This window comes from Saccharothrix sp. ST-888, assembly GCF_000955975.1.
Lineage (GTDB): Bacteria > Actinomycetota > Actinomycetes > Streptomycetales > Streptomycetaceae > Kitasatospora.
The window spans coordinates 1-483 of sequence record NZ_JYJF01000360.1 but is presented as its reverse complement, the minus strand read 5'-3'; the positions used below and the strand labels follow the sequence as shown (position 1 = coordinate 483).

Genomic DNA, 483 nt, shown 5'->3' with positions numbered 1-483 from the left:
GTCTTCCCGGGTCAGGGTTCGCAGTGGGCTGCGATGGCGGTGGAGTTGCTGGAGTGCTCTGCGGTGTTCGCGGAGCGGATGGGGGAGTGTGCGGCTGCGCTGGCGCCGTTCACGGACTGGTCGCTGCTGGACGTCGTGCGGGGTGCGACGGGTGAGGCGTGGCTGGAGCGGGTGGATGTGGTCCAGCCGGTGCTGTGGGCGGTGATGGTGTCGCTGGCGGAGGTCTGGCAGTCGGCGGGGGTCCGTCCGTCGGTCGTGGTGGGCCACTCGCAGGGTGAGATCGCCGCTGCTGTGGTGGCGGGTGCGCTGTCGCTGGAGGACGGCGCGAGGGTGGTTGCGCTGCGGAGCAAGGCGATTGCCGGTGGGCTGGCGGGCCGGGGCGGGATGGTGTCGGTCGCGCTGCCGGTGGAGCTGGTGCGTGAGCGGCTGAGCGTCTGGGGCGAGGAGCGGATCTCGGTCGCTGCGGTCAACGGTCCGTCGTCG

General features: G+C 72.0%; 1 protein-coding gene. It reads left to right on the top strand.

The window, feature by feature from the left end; genetic code table 11:
• On the top strand, positions 1 to 483 hold a 483-nt coding region (locus UK12_RS33085; RefSeq protein WP_045306912.1), incomplete at both ends, for an acyltransferase domain-containing protein.